The sequence below is a fragment of the Ruegeria sp. BG7 genome (genome assembly GCF_056535685.1).
Genome location: NZ_JBQFIU010000001.1, coordinates 1,265,195 through 1,280,793 on the forward strand (window position 1 = coordinate 1,265,195; position 15,599 = coordinate 1,280,793).

The 15,599-nt window shown below is 56.8% G+C and carries 18 protein-coding genes; 12 read left to right on the top strand and 6 right to left on the bottom strand.

From position 1 onward, the window contains the following. Positions 1 to 18: 18 nt before the first annotated feature. The 3 genes from ACR3EH_RS06245 to miaB all read right to left on the bottom strand — a co-directional run bounded on the left by ACR3EH_RS06245 (position 19) and on the right by miaB (position 3,422). Positions 19 to 1,041 (bottom strand): PhoH family protein, encoded by a 1,023-nt coding sequence (locus ACR3EH_RS06245; RefSeq protein WP_171094353.1) that lies wholly within the window; start codon positions 1,039 to 1,041, stop codon positions 19 to 21. Positions 1,042 to 1,165: 124 nt separating this feature from the next. Beyond that, a complete protein-coding gene (locus ACR3EH_RS06250; RefSeq protein ID WP_480634828.1) occupies positions 1,166 to 1,966 on the bottom strand; it encodes an outer membrane protein in 801 nt (266 codons plus the stop codon). Positions 1,967 to 2,102: 136 nt separating this feature from the next. Further along, positions 2,103 to 3,422 carry a tRNA (N6-isopentenyl adenosine(37)-C2)-methylthiotransferase MiaB gene (miaB, locus tag ACR3EH_RS06255; RefSeq protein WP_171187034.1) on the bottom strand — a complete coding sequence of 440 codons (1,320 nt, stop codon included), beginning with the start codon at positions 3,420 to 3,422 and terminating at the stop codon, positions 2,103 to 2,105. 122 nt (positions 3,423 to 3,544) lie between these two features. On the opposite strand from miaB, the gene ACR3EH_RS06260 reads away from it, so the two are divergent. After that, on the top strand, positions 3,545 to 4,408 hold the full coding sequence (locus tag ACR3EH_RS06260; RefSeq protein WP_171187035.1) for a glycosyltransferase family 2 protein: 864 nt from the start codon (positions 3,545 to 3,547) through the stop codon (positions 4,406 to 4,408). A gap of 6 nt (positions 4,409 to 4,414) precedes the next feature. Here ACR3EH_RS06260 and ACR3EH_RS06265 read toward each other — a convergent pair whose 3' ends face one another. After that, the gene (locus ACR3EH_RS06265) at positions 4,415 to 5,212 is read right to left on the bottom strand and encodes a phytanoyl-CoA dioxygenase family protein (RefSeq protein ID WP_171187036.1); all 798 of its coding nucleotides are present in this window, start codon (positions 5,210 to 5,212) and stop codon (positions 4,415 to 4,417) included. Between the two features lie 83 nt (positions 5,213 to 5,295). Here ACR3EH_RS06265 and ACR3EH_RS06270 point away from each other — a divergent pair, with 83 nt between their 5' ends. Next, complete coding sequence (locus tag ACR3EH_RS06270; protein ID WP_171187037.1) at positions 5,296 to 6,192, top strand: LysR family transcriptional regulator; 897 nt, start codon at positions 5,296 to 5,298, stop codon at positions 6,190 to 6,192. Between the two features lie 4 nt (positions 6,193 to 6,196). On the opposite strand, the gene irrA is transcribed toward ACR3EH_RS06270, so the two are convergent. Continuing rightward, a complete protein-coding gene (gene irrA, locus ACR3EH_RS06275; RefSeq protein ID WP_171187038.1) occupies positions 6,197 to 6,613 on the bottom strand; it encodes an iron response transcriptional regulator IrrA in 417 nt (138 codons plus the stop codon). Between the two features lie 186 nt (positions 6,614 to 6,799). On the opposite strand from irrA, the gene fabA reads away from it, so the two are divergent. From fabA to ACR3EH_RS06295, 4 genes are read left to right on the top strand one after another with little or no spacing between them, the layout of a single operon-like run. Continuing rightward, positions 6,800 to 7,309, top strand: coding sequence for a bifunctional 3-hydroxydecanoyl-ACP dehydratase/trans-2-decenoyl-ACP isomerase (fabA, locus tag ACR3EH_RS06280; RefSeq protein ID WP_093964585.1), 510 nt, complete (start codon positions 6,800 to 6,802; stop codon positions 7,307 to 7,309). A gap of 48 nt (positions 7,310 to 7,357) precedes the next feature. Then, the gene (fabB, locus tag ACR3EH_RS06285; protein ID WP_171187040.1) at positions 7,358 to 8,587 is read left to right on the top strand and encodes a beta-ketoacyl-ACP synthase I; all 1,230 of its coding nucleotides are present in this window, start codon (positions 7,358 to 7,360) and stop codon (positions 8,585 to 8,587) included. A 5-nt stretch (positions 8,588 to 8,592) separates the two neighbouring features. Next, positions 8,593 to 9,384 (top strand): enoyl-ACP reductase FabI, encoded by a 792-nt coding sequence (locus tag ACR3EH_RS06290; RefSeq protein WP_171094364.1) that lies wholly within the window; start codon positions 8,593 to 8,595, stop codon positions 9,382 to 9,384. A gap of 58 nt (positions 9,385 to 9,442) precedes the next feature. Next, on the top strand, positions 9,443 to 9,622 hold the full coding sequence (locus tag ACR3EH_RS06295; RefSeq protein WP_171187042.1) for a hypothetical protein: 180 nt from the start codon (positions 9,443 to 9,445) through the stop codon (positions 9,620 to 9,622). A 33-nt stretch (positions 9,623 to 9,655) separates the two neighbouring features. Here the strand turns inward: ACR3EH_RS06295 and ACR3EH_RS06300 are convergent, their stop codons facing one another. Beyond that, positions 9,656 to 10,084 carry an FKBP-type peptidyl-prolyl cis-trans isomerase gene (locus ACR3EH_RS06300; RefSeq protein WP_171094369.1) on the bottom strand — a complete coding sequence of 143 codons (429 nt, stop codon included), beginning with the start codon at positions 10,082 to 10,084 and terminating at the stop codon, positions 9,656 to 9,658. Between the two features lie 126 nt (positions 10,085 to 10,210). Between ACR3EH_RS06300 and ACR3EH_RS06305 the strand changes: the two genes are divergently transcribed. The 6 genes from ACR3EH_RS06305 to ACR3EH_RS06330 all read left to right on the top strand — a co-directional run bounded on the left by ACR3EH_RS06305 (position 10,211) and on the right by ACR3EH_RS06330 (position 15,573). Further along, entirely contained in the window at positions 10,211 to 10,897 is a 687-nt protein-coding gene (locus ACR3EH_RS06305) for a haloacid dehalogenase type II (RefSeq protein WP_171187044.1), read from the top strand. Further along, the gene (locus ACR3EH_RS06310; RefSeq protein WP_171187046.1) at positions 10,897 to 11,727 is read left to right on the top strand and encodes an alpha/beta fold hydrolase; all 831 of its coding nucleotides are present in this window, start codon (positions 10,897 to 10,899) and stop codon (positions 11,725 to 11,727) included. The genes ACR3EH_RS06305 and ACR3EH_RS06310 overlap by 1 nt, the downstream gene beginning before the upstream one ends. Continuing rightward, positions 11,724 to 12,698: a threonine ammonia-lyase gene (locus ACR3EH_RS06315; protein WP_171676080.1), complete on the top strand. Its 975-nt coding sequence runs from the start codon at positions 11,724 to 11,726 to the stop codon at positions 12,696 to 12,698. Before ACR3EH_RS06310 ends, ACR3EH_RS06315 begins: the two co-directional genes overlap by 4 nt. Positions 12,699 to 12,759: 61 nt before the next feature. Beyond that, positions 12,760 to 13,548 (top strand): 3-oxoadipate enol-lactonase, encoded by a 789-nt coding sequence (gene pcaD / locus ACR3EH_RS06320; RefSeq protein ID WP_171187050.1) that lies wholly within the window; start codon positions 12,760 to 12,762, stop codon positions 13,546 to 13,548. A gap of 12 nt (positions 13,549 to 13,560) precedes the next feature. Then, a complete protein-coding gene (locus ACR3EH_RS06325; protein WP_171187053.1) occupies positions 13,561 to 14,277 on the top strand; it encodes an alpha/beta fold hydrolase in 717 nt (238 codons plus the stop codon). Between the two features lie 96 nt (positions 14,278 to 14,373). After that, positions 14,374 to 15,573, top strand: coding sequence for a TCR/Tet family MFS transporter (locus ACR3EH_RS06330; RefSeq protein WP_171187054.1), 1,200 nt, complete (start codon positions 14,374 to 14,376; stop codon positions 15,571 to 15,573). Positions 15,574 to 15,599: the final 26 nt, after the last annotated feature.

The window sequence follows — 15,599 nt, forward strand, 5'->3', positions numbered from 1 at the left end:
TTGCATAGGGCCTTGCACTTAACTGGTATCGCGGCCCGCATCGGCCTCATACGCCTCGATGATGGCGGCGACAAGCGGGTGACGAACGACGTCTTTTGACGTGAAATAGTTGAAGCTGATATTTGGTATCGTTTTCAATAACCTTTCAGCATCCGCCAGGCCGGATTGCACCCCGCGCGGCAGGTCCACCTGAGACCTGTCGCCGGTGATGACCATTCGGCTGCCTTCACCCAGACGGGTCAGGAACATCTTCATCTGCATGGTCGTCGCGTTCTGGGCTTCGTCCAGAACAACGAAGGCATTAGCCAGAGTTCGACCGCGCATAAATGCCAGCGGGGCGATTTCGATTCGTTTTTCCTCGATCAGCTTGGCCAGTTGCTTACCCGGCAGAAAATCGTTCAGCGCGTCATAAAGCGGCTGCATATACGGATCGACCTTGTCCTTCATGTCACCAGGCAAATAGCCCAGCTTTTCACCCGCCTCGACCGCCGGGCGGCTCAGGATGATTCGATCCACATGGCCGCCAATAAACATCGAAACACCAACGGCAACCGCCAGATAGGTTTTACCTGTTCCCGCAGGGCCAATGCCAAAGGCCAATTCGTTCTGAAACAACGACTGAACATAGGCTTTCTGAGCATCTGTACGCGGTTCGACCAGTTTCTTGCGGGTCTTGATCTCGACCGAGCCACCCTTGAACATCTCAAGCTGATCGCCGTCGCGCGTGCCCGTACCTTGTTCCGAAGCACCCATTCGCAACTCGCGATCCACATCTGCGGCTTCGACCTCGCGCCCCCCTTCCAGGCGGGTATAAAGCGATTGCAGCACTTCTACGGCTTGTTTCTGAGCATCTTCGTCGCCCATGACAACCAGCTGGTTGCCACGGCGTACAATCTGGACCGAAAGCTTGCTTTCTATATCGGTCAGATTGCGGTCGTACTCGCCGCATAGGTCAATCAACAATCGGTTGTCGGGAAATTCTACAAACGCCTCACGCTGGGGCATTTCATCTTGCGGTGGGGTCAGGGCACCGATGGCCAATCCGTTCTCCTGTCTTGGCTGTTCACCCTGAGCGTAGACAACAAAACTCGGTGGGCGCAAGCCACAGATTCAAAATTTAGTGCGGGGATGACAAAACAGCCGAAAAATGCCGTTCCAGTTGGCATCAGAACGTATAGTTCAGCCCAAATCTGAGACCGCCGTATTTTGGCGTCGACTTTGTAGAAAAACCTGAACTGAACTGGACGGTCTTCGAGTCGAACTGGACGTATTCATATTCACCGGTAATCGACCAATTGTCGGTAAGTTTATGTTCAGCCCCAATGCTGGCAGAGTATCCGTTCCGCCGATCAGTAACCGCGAAATTCTGCGTCGAACCGCCAGATGTGATGCTGTTGGTCGTTTCAATATCACCCCACAAATAGCCGACACTAACGAAATACAGGATTCGGCCGCTGCGGTTGGTCAGACCATTTTTAAACCGGATCGCCAGTACATCGGACACCTCGGTGCCACCTTGAACATCGACGCCGCCAATCTGGGTGCCAACGCTGTCATCAAAGGATCCGAACTGGTACCCGATTTCCAAACCATAAACGTAGTCACGGCCACCTCTGGCAGGCAAGATACCACGCCAGCCGCCACGAATCTCACCGTAAGAACCAGACAGATCCTGTTCGCCGACATCGAACAACCCGGCGGGTGTTCTTAGACCGAAGCGATCATCGCCCCCCGAGCCATAACCGCCGGCCAATCCCAGATAAAAGGCGCTGACATCGCTGCCGAAACTAGTCGGGCTGATCACTTCAGGCTCGTTCACTGTGCCCTTCAGATCACCTGCAATTGTTGTACTAGCCAGAAGAGTAGCAAGTGACGCTGCGGGAAGTGTTCTGCCAAGTATTGAAATCCTGAAGTTCTTAAGGGTCGTCACTCGTGCCTCCATCACTCCGGTCGCAACACCGGCCAAAAACCGTCTTTTAACGCATAACTTCACGCCCGGAAAAACTTGGCTCTTCTCCGAACATAGTTCCAAGCAATAAATCAAGGGTAAATTTTGGAAACAAACACCAACTATGGTGGCTGACCGGTGGATACTTGCCGATCTACAGCAGCTCTCCGGCCAGCGAGTTGGCGCCCGACTCGGTGATCCGAACCTCTTTCAAATCTCCAGTCTCGATCTCGGGGCCTTTGACGTGGACCGAATGAAGATACTCAGACTTTCCGACCATTTGACCCGTCAAGCGTCCCGGCTTTTCGAACAGAACACGCACGGTTCGGCCCACCATGCTATCCTGTATTTCCCGCTGATGCTGGGTGATCAGAGCCTGAAGTCTTTGTAACCGTTCATCCGCCGCCGCAGGGTCAACCTGTGCCCTCTCGGCTGCGGGCGTTCCGGGGCGGGTGGAGTATTTGAAGGAATACGCGTAGCCGTATTTGACCTCTTCGACCAAATCCATCGTTGCCTGGAAATCCTCTTCGGTTTCCTCGGGGAACCCGACAATGAAATCGCCAGACATCACAATATCCGGGCGCGCCGCGCGGATTTTTTCGATCAGGCGCAGATAGCTTTCGGCTGTATGGCTGCGGTTCATCCGTTTGAGAATGCGGTCCGAACCCGACTGCACCGGCAGGTGAAGATAAGGCATCAGCTTGTCGCAAGTGCCATGCGCCTCGATCAGGTCATCGGCCATGTCATTGGGGTGCGACGTGGTAAAGCGAATCCGCTCCAGACCGTCGACCTTGTTCAGCTCCCAGATCAGACCTGCCAGAGTCGTGTCCCCGTTAGGGCCCGCGCCATGATAGGCATTCACATTCTGCCCCAGCAAAGTGATCTCGCGCACCCCGCGTTCGACCAGATCATGCGCTTCACGAATAATGCGGTCGGCCGGGCGGCTGACTTCGGCACCACGAGTATAGGGCACAACGCAGAAGGCGCAGAACTTGTCACAGCCTTCCTGAACAGTCAGAAACGCCGTCGGGCCACGCTTGGCCTTGGGGCGGTTTTTTAGCTTCTCGAACTTGTCCTCTTCAGGAAAATCCGTATCCAGCGCCTTTTCACCAGCGCGGGTCTTGGCTTCCATCTCGGGTAAGCGATGATAGCTTTGCGGGCCAACAACCAAGTCGACCAGAGGCTGGCGGCGCATGATCTCTTCGCCTTCAGCCTGAGCGACACAGCCTGCAACTCCGATTTTCAGATCCGGTTTCTCGGCCTTCAGACCCTTGAACCGGCCCAGTTCAGAATACACCTTTTCCGCGGCCTTTTCGCGAATATGACAGGTGTTCAGCAGGATCATATCCGCATCATCAGGTGTCTTGGTTTCGACATAGCCCTGCCCGCCCAGTGCCTCGGACATGCGCTCGCTGTCATAGACATTCATCTGACAGCCATAGGTCTTGATAAACAGCTTCTTCGGTTCGGACATGGATCGGGCCTTTGCATTCGCGGGACCGGCGTCATCTATATGCTTCGAACGCCGCTTGCAATGCGGGCGCAATTACCCGAATTTGGCGGGACTTTCCAGCAAGGCAAAACCGAAAACACGCGATGAAGTACGAATCCCCGGACCATTTTCTGAAATCGGGTCAGACTGCATTGGCCAAAGGGCCCATCGCATTGATTTTTGCCGAAGACGAGGTCGAGCTGGACAGCACCGTGCGGCATCACCTGCAGTTGGGGTTCAAGTCGGTGCTTGTGTTCATGCCTCAGGACCTCGCTCTCGACCCGGAACTGGCCGATCACGTGCATCGGATCACACTGAAATGCACGCCCCGAACCATGGTGTTTGACACCATAAACAGGATTATCCAGGCCGCGCCGGGCGTTTGGATGTATTACTGTTACAACGCCGAATACCTGTTCTTTCCTTTCTGCGAAACGCGCAGCGTTGGTGAAATGCTGGCCTTTCACAGCGAAGAAAGGCGCAATGCCATGCTCAGCTATGTCATTGACCTTTATGCCGATGATCTAAGCACCAACCCCAACGGAGTCGCGCCCGATCACGCCCTCTTCGACAGCACGGGCTACTATGCTCATACCCGCCACGACCCAAGCGGTCAGCCTTTAGATCGGCAGTTGGATATTTCGGGTGGTTTACGCTGGCGGTTTGAAGAACACGTTCCATACGAACGCCGCCGCATTGACCGCATCGCCCTGTTCAAATCGGAAAAAGGGCTGGTCTTGCAGCCCGACCACACATTCAATGAACCGGAATACAACACCTATTCCTGTCCATGGCATCACAACATGACTGCGGCCGTATGCTCATTTCGGGCGGCAAAAGCCCTGAAGGCAAATGCAGGGTCTACTTTTGACATCCCCAGCTTTCGCTGGCGGAACTCAGTGCCGTTTAAATGGCAGTCCCGCCAGTTGCTAGATCTGGGTCTGATCGAATCAGGTCAGTGGTTCTGAGTCGCCTCAGCGCTGCAACAGCATAGGAAACCAGTCCTCGCGCAGGCGCTGACCCGGTGTCATGTCGTGACCGGGAAACGGGGGCGAGGTGCGGCCCGGGCGTTCAACATAGCGTGCATCATCCCCAACCAGGCGCAGCGAGAACGCGCGGCGACGGCTGTCCGACTGGTTGCCTCGTGCTCCATGCAAAGTGCGATAGTTGAACGCCACGGCGTCACCCGGCTCCATTTCGAACTCAACAACCCGCATCCCTTCGGCATCCGGGTCCGGAACTTGAATGTACTGACCTTCATCCGGGAAGAAGCCTTCCTCTGACACCCAACGGGTCGGCAGAACCTCTTTCTCCCACCGATGCGATCCGGCGACACAGCGCAGCGTTGCCTGGCGGACTGGATCCAGCGGAGACCAGAAGCTGATGGTTTGCTGTCCCTCCACGAAGTAATACGGCCCGTCCTGATGCCAGGGGGTGGCCATCGATGTGCCCGGCTCTTTGACCAGCACGTGATCGTGGAACATCTGAACACTTTGCGATTGCATCAGATCGGCGGCCACCTCGGCAGCCGGTGAGTTTTCGATAACCTCGCGGAACTGAGGAATTCGGGTCCAGTTGCAATAGTCGTCGAAAAACCGCCCGGTTTCGCCCGACTTTTTGTTTTCCGAGGCAAAGGGGCCGGGCTCAGCCATATTTGCTGCCACGCCCTCGCGTAGCTGTTCCACGTGATCCGCGAACAGTCCCTTGATAAGAACAACACCATCTTGCTGATAAGTGTCGATCATCGCTTGTGATACGAGTGGGTGTGGCATCCGGGTCTCCTTTGGCTTTGCCCCGTTTTGCTTTGAATATGTATTCTGTTCAAATCATATCTTTCGAAGCTATAAATAACTTCATGTTATATATTTCCCTTCGCCAATACGAATATGTCTGCGCGGTTGGACGCCATGGGAGCTTGTCCGCAGCAGCGCAGTATTTGAATGTATCGCAACCGGCCCTGTCCACCGCGCTGACACGGGTTGAAGAACATCTTGGGCACCCACTGTTCATTCGCCGCCGGGGTGCGGCCATGGCCCTGACCCCTCAGGGTCGGAGGTTTATTGAACAGGCCGAGGCTTTGCTGAACGCCGCTGCGCGAATCGAAACCTCAGAATCACCCAAGCCGGGAATGACGCAATTCACATTGGGCTGCTTCACAGACCTCGCCCCGTTCCTATTGGCCCCTGCCCTGCATCATTTGCGCGTCGCTTTCCCAAATGTCGCGATTTCCTATGTCGCCGCGTCTTTCGAAGGGCTTCTTAACGGCTTGATCGACGGCCAGATCGACATTGCGATCACCTACGATTTGACCATGGACGCCGGGTTTACCCGAACAAAGTTGTTTGACAGCAGGCCAAAGGCGTTGATGCCGCCAGATCATCCGCTTGCGTCAACGGATGGCGTTGCCCTGACCGACATCGCAGCGCACCCTCTGATCCTGTCGACCGAAGGGCTTTCGGCGCAGCACATCCTGGGTCTGTTTCGCCGCATGGGTCTGCGCCCTACAGTCGCGCACCGGGCAGCGTCGCTGGAAATTCAACGCAGTCTTGCCGCGCATGGCGAGGGAATCGGAATCAGTTACGCCAGCCCGCCCAGCCCTGTAAGTTATGACAACCGGCGATTGGTCGGCGTTCCGATCACCGACCCGGACGCCGCCGAATCCGTGGTTATGGCACGACACGGCACAGGCCCGGCTGACCCAACAGTTAATCAGGCCGAACGCGTTTTAAAGGAAGGATTGAAACAGGTTTGACGCCCTATTTCTTGCGCAGCCGGATAACAACGTCGACCGACGCAATCTCAACGCCCTCGGGCGCTTCAGGTAAGCGCTGAATCACAAGCTGATCCGACGGAGCATCACTCAGGCGCGCTTCGTCTTCCCAATAAAAATGGGGGTGATCGTGGGTATTGGTGTCGAAATAGCTTTTTGAACCGTCCACTGTGATTTCCTGCAGAACACCCGCGTCACAAAAGGCGCGAAGGGTGTTGTAAACCGTAGCCAAAGACACAGCGTCCCCGTTTGCCTTGGCAGACTCAAACAGGCTTTCTGCGGTGACATGGCGATGGCGGCCGTCGCCCACAAGAAGCTCAGCCAGCGCCACACGCTGACGCGTAGGTCGCAAGCCGGCGTTTACCAGCCAACCCGTCGCTATTTCATGGCTCTGAGGTGTCATCGATCCGATACCCATTGTTGCTGGTTTATATATAGGGGCGCATAGTTGGCAATTTCAAATGAAATTCATTCGCAAAGTTAGGTGCGTACACAACATGATGTGGGCCACCACTCTTGCAGGACCTTGCAAACGGGTGATAGACGAGGCCAGATGTAAAGACAGACCCCCGGCAGGAAAGGCGGCAGAATGGCCCAGTTCCCTAGCAGTTTTGACAAAGATGATCTGCTCAAATGCGCCCGCGGCGAATTATTCGGTCCCGGCAACGCGCAGTTGCCTGCCCCGCCGATGCTGATGATGGACCGGATCACCGATATCTCAGGCGATGGCGGTGCGCATGGGAAAGGCCATGTTGTGGCCGAGTTCGACATCACGCCTGACCTTTGGTTCTTTGACTGCCATTTCCCGGGCAACCCGATCATGCCCGGTTGTTTAGGCCTTGACGGCCTTTGGCAGTTGACCGGCTTCAATCTGGGCTGGCGCGGCTGGCAGGGACGCGGCTATGCGCTGGGCGTGGGCGAAGTCAAACTGACCGGAATGGTCCGCCCGGATCGCAAGATGCTGACATATTATGTCGACTTCACCAAAGCCGTTCAAACCCGCCGCCTGACCATGGGTGTGGCGGATGGCCGGGTCGAAGCCGACGGCGAAGTAATTTATCAGGTAAAAGATATGAAGGTTGCACTGTCGGAAAGCTAACCCCAGCTATCGGACACGTCACTGAAAACGAAATACAGGAGTACGCTTATGCGTCGCGTCGTCGTCACCGGTCTGGGGGTCGTCTCCTCCATCGGGAACAATGCCGAAGAGGTTCTGGCCTCGCTCAAAGCAGGCAAATCCGGGATCGAGGCCAACGAGCAGATGGTCGAACATGGTTTTCGCAGCCAGATTGCCGGAACGCTCAAGATCGACGTGACCCAGCATGTGGACAAGCGTACTTTGCGCTTTATGGGCCCGGGCGCCGCTTATGCCCACATCGCCATGAGCCAGGCGATTGCAGACGCTGGCCTGACCGAAGAACAGGTTGTGAACCCACGCACCGGTCTGGTCGCTGGTTCGGGCGGCCCGTCGACCAGTGCGATGCTGACGGCACATCAAACCGTTCTGAAAACTGGTGCAACCAAGCGGATTGGGCCGTTTGCAGTGCCGAAATGCATGTGCTCGACGATTTCGGCAAACCTGGCTACGGCGTTCAAGATCAAGGGCATCAACTATTCGATCACTTCGGCCTGCTCGACGTCTCTGCATTGCATCGGCAATGCGGCGGAACAGATCATGTTGGGCAAGCAGGACGTGATGTTTGCTGGCGGCGGCGAAGAACTGGACTGGACACTCTCGTGCCTGTTTGACGCGATGGGCGCGATGTCCTCGAAATACAACGACACTCCGGACAAAGCCTCGCGCGCGTTTGATGAAAACCGCGATGGGTTTGTGATTTCAGGCGGCGGCGGCATCGTCGTGCTGGAGGATCTAGAGCACGCGCTGGCGCGTGGCGCAAAGATCTACGCCGAGGTCACCGGATACGCGGCAACTTCGGACGGCCATGACATGGTGGCCCCGTCCGGTGAAGGCGGTGAGCGTGCAATGCGTCTGGCGCTTGGCACTCTGCCCGAAGGCCGCAAAGTGGACTACATCAATGCCCACGGCACCTCGACCCCTGTCGGCGACGTGGGTGAGGTTGAAGCCGTGCGCCGCATCTTTGGCGAAGGTAGCGTGCCACCTATTTCGTCAACAAAGTCGATGACTGGCCACGCGCAAGGGGCGGCGGGCGCGCTCGAAGCGATCTTCTGCCTGCTGATGTTGGATCATGATTTCATTACGCCGTCGATCAATGTCGACACGCTTGCCGAGGGCATCCAGCCCGGTGAAATTGCGACCGAAGTGGTTGAAAACGCAGGACTGGACAGTGTCATGACCAACAGCTTCGGCTTTGGCGGCACCAACGGGTCCATGATTCTGTCAAAGTATAACGGGTGAAAGTGATGTCGGATCTTCTTAAGGGTAAACGCGGCCTGATCATGGGCGTGGCCAATGACCGCTCAATCGCGTGGGGCATTGCCAAGGCCATGCACGAGGCGGGCGCAGAACTGGCATTCACCTACCAGGGCGAGGCATTCGGTAAACGGCTCGAGCCTTTGGCCCAAAGCCTTGGCAGCGACTTCATGGTCGACGCAGATGTTACCGATGACGATTCGCTGGATCGTGCATTCGGCGAGCTGGCCCAGCGCTGGCCCACCATCGATTTCGTTGTCCATGCCATCGCATATTCGGACAAGTCCGAGCTGACCGGCCGGTTTCTGAATACCACACGGGCGAATTTTAAACATTCAATGGACGTCTCGGCATATTCTTTCATCGAAGTGGCGCGCCGCGCCTATCCGATGATGAAGGACAATGGCGGCTCGCTGCTGACCCTGACCTATCAAGGATCAAACCGCGTTGTACCTAATTACAACGTCATGGGGGTTGCCAAGGCGGCTCTGGAATCGGCAACGCGCTATCTGGCCAACGACCTTGGCCCTGACGGGATCCGTGTGAACGCTATTTCTCCGGGACCAATGAGAACTCTTGCCGGAGCAGCCATCGGCGGTGCGCGCAAGACCTACAAATTTTGCGACCAGAACGCTCCAATGCGTTCTAATGCGACGTTGGAGGCCGTGGGCGGAACTGCGGTTTACCTCACATCTGATGCGGGCGCTTGCACGTCGGGTGAAATCATCCGCGTCGATGGTGGTTTCCACGTTCTTGGGATGCCTCAGCCCGAATCCATGTGACCATATCTTTCCCTGCCGCTGCCAAGATTTCACCATCTTTGGGCGGCAGGAATTCGATATGAGCAAGCTAGATCAAATCATTGCGAATAACGCACGTGCGACGCAAACCCGGAAGAAAACCGGTTTTCTCAGCCAACGTGCCAGAGTTCTGCTGCTGACGCTGACATGTCTTTTGGTCGCGTTCATATTTTTCACACAACCGCAGGTGCGCACAGCACTTGAAGCACTGATCGGGTAAGGGCCGAGCCGGCATACCGGCCCGAACCGTGCGTCAGTTGATCGACATGACCTCGATATCAAAAATCAAATCCTGACCAGCCAACGGGTGATTGGCGTCCAGAGTTACAGTCGCTTCATTCGCACCGACCACAGTGACTGGTACGGCTTGACCATCCGGTGACTGCATTTGCAATTGCGTTCCAGGCTCAAGCGGGATGTCATCGGGAATGCCTTCGCGAGGAATTTCCTGACGCATCGCCGGATTAATGGGGCCATAGGCATCCACACAGGCAATCTCGACCCGCTTTTTGTCCCCCACGGACAGGCCGGGCATAGCACTGTCTAAGCCAGGAATAATCTGGCCAGACCCGACCACAAACTCCAAAGGATCGCGCCCCTCTGAGCTGTCAAAGGTTTGGCCGTCCAGCAGCGTCCCGGTGTAGTGGATGCGAACCGTGTCGCCTTGTTTGATTTCGGTCATCGTGGCCTCCGGCCGTTTTACAGGATTGAGCGGCCAACCCTAGAGCCTGACACAATGTTGTAAACCCTTGGCTCTTTCACCCCCCTCGTTGTTGTGCCAAACTCCGCGCGATCAGAGGAGGATCACATGCCGATCACCACCTGTGTCTTCGATGCTTACGGAACACTTTTTGACGTTGCAGCCGCTGCCCGCCAGGCTGCCGACGAACCGGGATTTGAAGCCCTCAAGGACAAATGGCCAACAGTCGCGGGGCATTGGCGCCTGAAGCAATTGCAATACACCTGGCTGCGCGCAGTGGCGGATGCCCATACCGATTTTTGGGATGTCACTCAGGACGGGCTGGATTGGGCGCTGGACGCCGCTGGACTGCAAGGCGACCAGAAACTACGCCAACGTCTGCTTGATCTTTATTGGGAGTTGCAAGCCTACCCCGAAGTTCCCGACATGTTGAAAGCGCTCAAAGAAGGCGGGTTGCAAACGGCGATCCTGTCCAACGGTTCGCCCCCCATGCTGGACGGCGCTGTGCAGTCTGCGGGAATCGGCGATGTGCTGGACGATGTTCTGTCGGTTGAGAGTGTAGGTGTCTTCAAACCCCATGCCCGCGTGTATGATCTGGTCCAGAAACGGTTTGACTGCGCCCGTGACGAGGTTCTGTTCGTCAGCTCAAACGGTTGGGATGCGGCAGGTGCCAGCGGGTACGGTTTCGTCACTGCGTGGGTCAACCGGATCGGTGAACCGATGGACCGCCTGCCCTGGACACCAGCCCATGTGCTGTCCGATTTAACCACAATCCCAAAACTCGCAGGGCTTTGATGTCAAACTTCACAACCACGGACGGCAAGCGCATCTACTTTGAGGAAACGGGCACGGGCACGCCGCTTTTGTGTCTGGCCGGGCTGACCCGAAACAGCCGCGACTTTTCGTTTTTTGCCCCTCATGCCGCTGACCTGCGCATGATTGCGACGGATTACAGAGGGCGTGGCCGGTCGGACTATGATCCCGATTTCATGAACTACAACATCCTTCGTGAATCGCATGACGCGATCGAACTGCTGGATGTACTGGGGATCGAGAAGACATTCGTTCTGGGCACCTCGCGGGGTGGTCTGATCGCCATGGCCCTGGCCGCAAGCCATCCCGAGCGGCTGGCCGGGGTGATCCTGAACGATGTTGGACCTGTCATCGAAACATCCGGTATTGCCAAGATCATGGCCTATGTGGGCACGCAACCGACTGCGCAAACCTATGATGAGGCCGCTTTGACACTGAAACAGGTAATGGAGCCTCAATTCCCCGGCGTTTCCCTGGAAACCTGGCGGATGCAGGCCGAAATTCAGTACGAAAAACACGAGGATGGGTTGGCGCTACGCTACGATCCGGCACTGCGAAAGGCACTGATCGAACAGGCCGCAAGCGGGGCGACACCTGATCTTTGGATGTTCTTTGAAGCCCTGCGCGACATTCCGACGGGCGTTATCCGAGGGGCGAACTCGGACGTTCTGAGCACCGAAACGGTAGCTGAAATGCACGACCGCCATCCGGGCTTGATCTCAACCGAAGTTCCCGATCGTGGGCATGTTCCGTTTCTGAACGAACCCCAATCTTTGGATCTCATACAAAAGGTATTGAAGAACGCCGCATGAGCACAATCGAGATGATCGAAGCCGCAGCAGAACGGCTGAACGGACACATCCGAAAGACACCGATCTTGTCTTCTCCATTTCTCGACAATCTCGCCGGACGTCGGATTTTGGTCAAACCGGAATGTCTGCAACATACCGGCAGCTTCAAGTTTCGCGGGGCCTGGTCCGCGATTTCGGCACTGGAAGAAGCCGAACGTCAGCGCGGTGTGATTGCGTATTCCTCGGGCAACCACGCACAAAGCGTTGCAATGGCGGCATCAAAGCACGGCATTTCTTCGGTTATCGTTATGCCGTCGGACGCCCCTCAGTTGAAGATCGAAAACACCCGCGCGCTTGGGGCCGAAGTTGTTCTGTATGACCGTGCGAATGAAAAGCGCGAAGAAATTGGCGAAGCCATCGCGGCGGAGCGCGGACTGACCCTGATCCGACCTTTTGACGAACCTCTGGTTATTGCAGGCCAAGGCACCACCGGCCTTGAAATCGCCGGTCAGGCAGCGGATCTGGGCGTCACTCAGGCAGACGTGCTGGTCTGTTGCGGCGGGGGCGGCCTGACCTCGGGCATCGCTCTGGCCCTGGAAAAACATGCGCCGAACCTGCGCGCGCGCCCTTGTGAGCCAGAGGGGTTCGATGACGTCAAACGCTCGCTGGCCTCAGGGCAGATTGGAAACAACAACGCAGCTTCAGGCAACATCTGCGACGCCATTCTGACACCGCAACCCGGAAACATCACGTTTCCGATTCTCAACCGCCTGTGCGGTCCAGGCTTGTCTGTCACCGAAGAAGAAGCCTTGCGCGCCATGGCGCTTGCCTTCCTGCGTCTCAAGATCGTACTGGAACCCGGCGGCGCGGTGGCCCTGGCCTCGGCCCTGTTCCGGGGCGACCAGATCGAAGGCGATGACGTGATCGTTGTTGCATCTGGCGGCAATGTCGATCCGGCAGTATTTTCCAGGGCGTTGGAATTCCTGACCTGACAGGGCTGCACTAGATGTGCATGTTGCACCCCAAAAGGTCATGGCGACAAGGAAGCCAGTCATGAAGATCGTTGATCTGGGCGACGTGAAACTGAATTACCGCATCGACGGCCCAACAGACGGTGCGCCCTTGGTCTTTGCCAATTCTTTGGGTACCAACCTGCACTTGTGGGACGCGGTGTTGCCGCTTTTGCCACAAGGGCTGCGCATCATCCGATACGACAAACGTGGTCACGGGCAATCATCGGTGCCGCCCGCGCCGTATTCGATGGGCGCATTGATACGCGATGCAGAGGCGTTGTTGGATCACCTGCAAGTCCGCGACTGTGTTTTCGTGGGCCTGTCCATCGGTGGGATGATTGCTCAGGGTCTTGCCGTGAAACGCATGGACCAGATCCGTGGTCTGGTTCTTTCGAACACGGCGGCCAAAATCGCCACTCCTTCGGTCTGGCAGGATCGGATTGAGGCCGTGCGCAAAGGCGGGATCGAAGCATTGGCCGACGCAACGATGGAGCGTTGGTTTTCGCGTGATTTCCGCGCCGCACAAAACCACCTGCCTTGGCGCGACATGATGGTGGGCCAGCCGGCTGAAGGGTATCTGGGCTGCTGCTCGGCCATTGTTGGCACCGATTTCTATACCCCAACGAGTGGGCTGCGCCTCCCGACCTTGGGCATTGCAGGCAGCGAAGACGGATCAACACCCCCCGATCTAGTGCGAGAGACCGTCGATCTGATCCCGGGGTCCCGGTTCCAGCTGATGCGCCGGGCCGGGCATTTGCCCTGCGTTGAAAAACCAGCGGAATATGCAGAAATCCTGACTGGTTTTCTGAACGAAATCGGACATATCTGAAGGAGAACGGCAATGGCGTCTTTCCTGTTGGTCCACGGCTCTTGCCACGGCGCATGGTGCTGGCGCGACCTGATCCCCGCGCTTGAAGCTCTGGGGCATTCTGCCAAAGCAATCGACATGCCCAGCCATGGTGCTGACCCCACGCCCGTAGCCGAGGTCACGCTGGACAGTTGCCGCGACGCCGTGCTGCATGCCAGCACATCAGATACAATCATCGTTGGCCATTCTTGGGGCGGCTACCCGATCAGCGCCGCCGCCGAGGCGCAACCTGATGCAATGCGCGCGCTGATCTATCTGTGCGCCTATGTGCCCAAAGACGGTCTTTCCATGGCCGAGATGCGCAGGCTTGGCCCAAGGCAGACTATTGCACACGCGGTTGAGAAATCCCCGGATGGGCTGTCATACACTGTGTCTGCCGAGGCTATTCCCCAGCTATTCTACCATGACTGCCCCGACAACATCCTGCCTTATGCCTACGCGCGCCTGTGCCCCCAGGCCATTCGACCACAAGAAACGCCCCTTCCAACGGGTGCGAATTTCGACAATGTGCCCAAGGCGTATATCCGCACCACGGACGATCACACGGTACCAACCGAATACCAGGCCGAGATGAGCGCCCTTATCCCCGAAGATATGCGCCGCACCATCGACAGTTCGCATTCCCCGTTCTTCTCGCATCCGCGCGAGCTTGCGCAAATCCTGTCAGAACTGGCAGACAAACTGCCCTGACCTGTCGCAACGGCAGTTCGACCCGCAATCAACTCTCGCTTTTCTCGGTTACCATCTGTGCTTAGGGTGCGTTGAACTGATCACTTGCCGGGTCCTATGCGTCTGCCGTTTTTCTTTATCCTCTGCATCGTCATGATCGACGCCATGGGCATCGGTCTGGTGATGCCGATCATGCCGGAGCTGATCGTCGAGGTTCAGGGCGGCTCGCTTGCCAATGCAGCGATCTGGGGCGGTGTCCTAAGCACCGCCTTCGCCGCGATGCAGTTTATCTTTGGGCCCATACTTGGAAACCTGTCAGACGCGTACGGACGCAGAACCGTCCTGTTGGTGTCCCTATTTGTAATGGCGCTGGATTATGTTGTCATGGCTGTTGCGGGCAGCATTTGGTTGTTGCTGATCGGCCGGATCGTCGGCGGCATAACCGCAGCCACCCACGCCACCGCTGCGGCGTTTATGGCGGATGTGTCCGAGCCCAAGGATAAGGTTGCAAACTTTGGCCTGCTGGGCGCCGCCTTTGGCATGGGCTTCGTCCTTGGTCCTGTCATCGGTGGATTGCTCAGTGAATATGGCACGCGCGCACCGTTCTGGGCTGCCGCCGGGTTGGCCGCACTGACCTTTTGCATCGGCTATTTCGTGATGCCCGAGACCGTGACCGACAAGAACCGCCGCGCCTTTAGCCTGAAACGCGCAAATCCTCTCAATTCGCTGAACGCCATCGCATCTTTGCCCGGTATCCGGCCGCTGCTTTGGGTGTATTTCCTGTATTCAGTGTCCATCTACGTCTACCCCGCTATCTGGTCTTATTTCACGACCGAGCGATTCGGATGGTCCCCACAGATGATTGGCCTATCCCTGGGTGTCTACGGTATAGGCATGGCCATTGTGCAGGGTGGTTTGATCCGACCTGCTATCCGGTTTCTGGGCGAGAGGGGTACAATCATCTATGGAATGGGTTTTGAGATCATCAGCTTCGCATTTCTGGCCTTCCTCACCAACGGCCTCATCGCGCTGCTTCTCATTCCAATAACGGCCATCGGGGCGGTCATCACACCTGCTCTTCAGGCCATGATGTCCAAGGCCACGCCAGATTCGCAGCAAGGCGAATTGCAAGGCGTTCTGACCGCACTACACGCGTTGTCGATGGTGATCTCACCTTTGCTGATGACATCGATTTTTGCGCAGTTCATTCGGCCCGACACGCCGCTCTACCTGCCCGGCGCTCCCTTCCTGCTGGCACTTGCGCTCATGCTGGCGGGCTTCCTTTTGTTCCGCAGATCCAGCCCTGTCGTGGCGTAACAACGACATGCAAATGGCGGTTTCTG

Coding starts and splice junctions, on each gene's coding strand:
- fabB (WP_171187040.1), top strand. CDS start 7,358: ATGCGTCGCGTCGTCGTCACCGGTCTGGGGGTCGTCTCCTCCATCGGG.
- ACR3EH_RS06260 (WP_171187035.1), top strand. CDS start 3,545: ATGAAGTACGAATCCCCGGACCATTTTCTGAAATCGGGTCAGACTGCA.
- miaB (WP_171187034.1), bottom strand. CDS start 3,422: ATGTCCGAACCGAAGAAGCTGTTTATCAAGACCTATGGCTGTCAGATG.
- fabA (WP_093964585.1), top strand. CDS start 6,800: ATGGCCCAGTTCCCTAGCAGTTTTGACAAAGATGATCTGCTCAAATGC.
- irrA (WP_171187038.1), bottom strand. CDS start 6,613: ATGACACCTCAGAGCCATGAAATAGCGACGGGTTGGCTGGTAAACGCC.
- ACR3EH_RS06310 (WP_171187046.1), top strand. CDS start 10,897: ATGTCAAACTTCACAACCACGGACGGCAAGCGCATCTACTTTGAGGAA.
- ACR3EH_RS06265 (WP_171187036.1), bottom strand. CDS start 5,212: ATGCCACACCCACTCGTATCACAAGCGATGATCGACACTTATCAGCAA.
- ACR3EH_RS06315 (WP_171676080.1), top strand. CDS start 11,724: ATGAGCACAATCGAGATGATCGAAGCCGCAGCAGAACGGCTGAACGGA.
- ACR3EH_RS06305 (WP_171187044.1), top strand. CDS start 10,211: ATGCCGATCACCACCTGTGTCTTCGATGCTTACGGAACACTTTTTGAC.
- ACR3EH_RS06290 (WP_171094364.1), top strand. CDS start 8,593: ATGTCGGATCTTCTTAAGGGTAAACGCGGCCTGATCATGGGCGTGGCC.
- ACR3EH_RS06300 (WP_171094369.1), bottom strand. CDS start 10,084: ATGACCGAAATCAAACAAGGCGACACGGTTCGCATCCACTACACCGGG.
- pcaD (WP_171187050.1), top strand. CDS start 12,760: ATGAAGATCGTTGATCTGGGCGACGTGAAACTGAATTACCGCATCGAC.
- ACR3EH_RS06295 (WP_171187042.1), top strand. CDS start 9,443: ATGAGCAAGCTAGATCAAATCATTGCGAATAACGCACGTGCGACGCAA.
- ACR3EH_RS06330 (WP_171187054.1), top strand. CDS start 14,374: ATGCGTCTGCCGTTTTTCTTTATCCTCTGCATCGTCATGATCGACGCC.
- ACR3EH_RS06325 (WP_171187053.1), top strand. CDS start 13,561: ATGGCGTCTTTCCTGTTGGTCCACGGCTCTTGCCACGGCGCATGGTGC.
- ACR3EH_RS06270 (WP_171187037.1), top strand. CDS start 5,296: ATGTTATATATTTCCCTTCGCCAATACGAATATGTCTGCGCGGTTGGA.